Annotated in this window: 1 protein-coding gene; it reads right to left on the bottom strand. The window is 36.6% G+C overall.

The genetic code is table 11. The features are described 5' to 3' along the window. On the bottom strand, positions 1-3909 hold a 3909-nt coding region (locus N8M09_RS10770), incomplete at its 3' end, for a YSIRK-type signal peptide-containing protein (RefSeq protein ID WP_261065180.1). Positions 3910-4631 lie beyond the last annotated feature (722 nt).

Below are 4631 nucleotides of genomic sequence, written 5' to 3' on the forward strand. Positions count from 1 at the left end.
AACTGTGTCGATTTTCATCGTTTTATGTGCTCGTAAAGGGGTATCTACTACTGGTGTCTCCGGTCTAACATTTACAGTAACTACTACCTCACCAGATTCTTTACCTTGACTATCTACAGCCTTATATTTTACCCTATATACACCTGGTTGATTTGTATTAATTTCCTTCGTTGTTGTGGAGTCATTTACAGATATAACTTCTATATTAACGCCATTGCCTCGAGTAATTTGACTGTCATCTTCTACATCTCGAGCTGTAACCAAGTTTTTTAACGTTACTGGAGCACCATGCTCAACAGTTACCGTACTGCCTTGACTTCCGGCAGTAATAGTAGGTGCTTGATTACTTACTGGAATCGTTTTCCAATCTACTGCACTTGAGTAATTTCCTTCAGAAATATTTGATACAGCTTTAGCTGTTCCTTCGGCTATCGATTCATTCATTTTAATCGTTATAGTGTTCGTAAAAGCATCCTTAGTAGTGCCAGTTACTACCCCTAAATTTGATTTGTTAGATACCCATGGACTATCAATGTTTTCTCGTTTTAACCCAATCTCATGCTCTGCTCCTGTAGCTTTATCTCTATAAGATACATAAATCATCCCTGCATCATGTGGAGCTTTTACAACAAGGTTCTTCGCACCTGCATATACAGTAGTACCACCTTCAACGGATGGTTGAATGCTTGTTTCACCAAGTGACACCGGTACACTTTTCTCAGAGCTTTCTACCCCTCCAACTATTTGAGTAACTACTACTGGATCACTAGGAACTAACTGACGCTGATTTGTTTGGTTACTATTTAATCCTTTTGTAAGTTGTAATTCCCAACGACCATTTTGTCCAACTGTTACAGTATTTGGTAACTCTCTACCAGCTACTTTTACTTTGATTGTTGCTCCTGGAATACCTGTACCTGTCAATCTAGTAGCTGTTGAAGGAACTGTGTCGATTTTCATCGTTTTATGTGCTCGTAAAGGGGTATCTACTACTGGTGTCTCCGGTCTAACATTTACAGGGACATCAACTATTTTAGACGAACCATTCAATATATTTGTTCCTGAACCAGAACCTGGTAAAGTAACTTTCACTCGATAATTATTCACACCTGCTGTATTTGGTGTTGGTGTTTGTTTATTTCCACGACTATCAACCCATTCATAAGTTGTTCCGTTTGGTAAATCTTCTGATCCAACTACTTTTGACACAGCTGCTTTTGCATCTTGTTCAGACAAGGTAGTACCCTTTTCTACCGTTACTCTTGTACTATTAGCCTCTACATCATAAGTCCGAATATTAAATTTAACTTCTTTATTATTTCCTCTATCAACATTTCCAGTTGCATCATCTGAAACTTTCAAGGTAACAACATTAGTTCCTAAATGAGCATCAGTTGCCACTCTTCCTGAAATAGTTGCAGTTGCAGGGTTTGTTTCTGAACCACTATTGGTTGTAAGAGTATTTCCATTATTTAAGTTAACACCCTTAGGCAATCCACTAACATGTTTGATATTAATTTTCCCATTGGGATTATTGTCATGCATTTTTAACGGAATATCTAAGGTAGCCCCTCTGAACACATCAACTACTGGAGAGTTATTTTCAGAACTTCCTAGTACAGACTCTCTGTTATTGATTGGGTTTATCATTTTCACAGTTGGAGGCTGTGTATCACGTTCAGGCGTCGGAGTTACAAGTGCACTAGGCTCTGAATCTACTGTACCATTAGTTGTGACAGTTGTTCTAGCTGTAATGGCTGTAGACGGCAATGCTTTTGATACCTTAATTGTAGCAGTTGTTCCAGTAGTTTTCCCAGTTCCAATAACCGTAGTACCACTATATAATGTCACTATTGAATCCTTAGGTACTCCATTTCCTACATTTACAGTAACCGTTTGCTCAGTCTTCCCTGCTTTTTCATTTACAGAATTTGGGTCAATCACAGGTTGCTTTGGACGCACTTTCAATGTTACATCAGTAGTATTTGAAGTATTATCAGAGTACTGTGCTTTCACTTTATAATGGAATACCCCTGCTTTAGTCGTATTTGGTTTCCCATCTGGCCAACTCCATTGGATATCTGCAGGGAAGTTATCATTTCGTGTTACGAAACCAGCATCCACCGGCCTATCTAGATTTCCAAGAGGTTCATCGACTTTCTTTGTAACCTCTTTACCGCTAATAGGGTATTTTGTACTTTGTTTAACAGTCGGTTCTACACGCTCGCTAGTTTCTTTCCCGGATCCGAAAACATAGGATTGGTTTGTTGTCTCACCATGGGTAGTTGCAACTGCTATAGTGAATGCTTGTCTAACTTCCTCATCCGTTACACCTGATTTTAATTTTGCTTTTAAATGCATATGAACAGCAGCTGTTGGATCGTTAGTGATTACTCCCAACCCATAACTATATTTTCGATGCACGCCTTCTAATTTCACAGCCTTTTGCAAATACTCATCATATCTATTCCCTTTAAAGATATCCTTCATATCTTTATAATGGTCCCCTGTAGCACGGACACCTAAAGTATTATGATAAATGAATCCATTTGTACTTTTGTCATTTTCTAAAAAGTTTAAATTCCATATTCTCTCACGATGAAATTTTTCTGGATTTTGAGAAAGTGTTCCACCTTCATTTTGATTATTTCTACGATAGATTTCAAAGTATAAATCACTTATGGTATCTGACTTATAAGCTCCTTCATTTCTTCCACTAGATATCAAATCTAAGATTTTAGGTTGCAAGATAAAACGATACGCTTGTTGTTTACTCAAGGCAACCATTGATTGACCATCATTGTTAAAGAAAATATCATAAACTACATATTTCACACCGCCATTCATCTCAATTCGAGCGGTCATATCCACTTTATTTTCTGTAAATCGTCTGTCGTCATTTCTAACAGTTCCGTTTCCGTCAGTTGCACGGAAACGTTGATAGATTAACTGGTTATCCTGGTTGGTCCAGGTTGAAGATACCGTTGCTGCCCTTTCACCAGTACCTTGCCTCATTCTCTGACCATTACGCGGATCACGGGAACCTGAATTCAAACGTGTTGTAGCGTTTTTAACAGAAATAAACATTCTCTTCACAAGTTTGTTCATTTGTTCAACATCGGTTAGAGAAACTGTAGTATTCTGAAGAACGCCTTGAGCTAATACCATGACTTCATTGGCTTTTTCAAGAACTTCTTTCGTAGTATCATGTTCAGGAACTTCTGAAATTGCTACTTTCAATTGATCAACAGATACTTTCAAAGAATCTTTTTTAGCTGATACAGTTTGATTCTCTTCGCTTGCTCTTACTTCAGAAGAAGGTTGGATCACTGGTTTTTCAGCCTCAGTTCCAGTATTACTTTCTCGAACCTCACTTGATTCTTTTACCGCATTAGATAAAGTAGCTAAATCAGCAGACAAAAGTTCTTTTAGTTCATTAATATCTTTTTGAACTGCATCAGCTTTATCTAGTAATGCCTGAGCTCTCTGAACTCTTTCTTTTACAGAAGAAAGCACTGAGTTGTCAAGATTTAATTTAGTTGAAAGAAGAGAATTTAATTCTTCAACTACTGTTCTTAACTGACTTTTATCAACCGTATTACTACCATTTTCAACAAGTGCAGTTTCTTTATTTTCTAAAGCATTATTGACTACTTCTGATTTATTTTCAGTAGGTTCCTTAATGCCCACAGGCGAGTCGCCCTTATCGTCAGGTTGTACTACACCCGCCGTAGATTGTGAACTACTTCCGCTTACAGTATCTGCACTAACAACGCGCGCACCCAAAAACATCAGTGCTGCAATAGCAACTGAAGCCGCACCGAAACTGTACTTCCGAATAGAAAAGCGCAGAACTTTTTCACGTTGATGACGCTTTATTCTATTGAGTGAATTTGATTTATTTTCCATTGTTCCTCCTTATGTTAAAACACAAAATCAAATTTAAAAGCAATATTCCCTCTGGGAATAAAACAATAAAAACTACTATGATGGATATTTAACATCACAGCTATCACAGCTATCACAGCTATCACAGCTATCACAGCTATCACAGCTATCACAGCTATCACAGCTATCACAGCTAGATTATACCATTTTCAATATTTTTAATCAAACAAAATGGTATAAATACAGCTGATTTCAAGAAAGCGCAACCAACAAGTCTATAATAATTAAAAATGACTATGCATAACAATAGATATCCTCCCCTTAACTTTAAGATCTTCTTCAGATAGCTTCTATAAATATAAATTTATACTATTTTAAAATCAAATTCATAAACTTTCGTCTTATAAACAAATATATTATAGTTTTAATTAAACATCCTATTATTAATTCCCTATGCCTATCATTTCAAAGTATGCACTTATACAACGATATTTCTTGAATAGGCTATCACCAAATAGGGAACTTTGATTTCAAATGAGTATAGCGGATTGAAGTTGGAATAGTCCAACACGACTCCTGATTCATTTTTAGAAATTGACCAATCGATTTGCGTATATTTTATTTCAATCCACTATCTCTTAGTACGATTATTGATACCTACTTTTTCGGCTCTATAATATTTGTAGTGGGTAAATCCCCTATGGATATTATGGAGCCTCTTTTGTTGTAGAAAAAAAATCCCA

Source organism: Streptococcus mitis, from assembly GCF_946190375.1.
Taxonomy (GTDB): domain Bacteria; phylum Bacillota; class Bacilli; order Lactobacillales; family Streptococcaceae; genus Streptococcus; species Streptococcus mitis_CJ.